Source organism: Acetobacter okinawensis (assembly GCF_002153655.1).
Taxonomy (GTDB): domain Bacteria; phylum Pseudomonadota; class Alphaproteobacteria; order Acetobacterales; family Acetobacteraceae; genus Acetobacter; species Acetobacter okinawensis_A.
On the sequence record NZ_JOPJ01000096.1, the window covers coordinates 1 to 353 of the forward strand.

A 353-nucleotide genomic window follows, 5' to 3' on the forward strand; every position below is an offset into this window, starting at 1 on the left:
GATGGGGACAGCAACGTGGTGGGGCGCTCCGTGCCGCGCCTGCGGGGCCGCGCATCCAACCTGACCCCCACCCTGATTGACAGCGTCAATTATGTTTACCAGGTCTCGGACGGCCCCGGCACAATCCTGGCATTGTATGAGGGCGGATATGCCGGGGGCATTGCCTTTGGCGGGTATGTTGCTGATCTGTACGCACAGGCTCCAGCTCCGGGCACCTACACAGTCCAGACGGACAGGAGCGGCACATGGCTCCGGCTGGGCACCAAGCCTGTTTACGCCATTACCGTGGATGCCGAGGGGCAGTTCCGCTCAGGGGCAGCGCCCCCTAATGTGCTGGATATTCTGCGGCAGTT

General features: G+C 63.2%; 1 pseudogene. It reads left to right on the top strand.

The features are described 5' to 3' along the window. A pseudogene (locus tag HK26_RS12885) lies at positions 1-353 on the top strand (hypothetical protein); the annotation flags it as partial.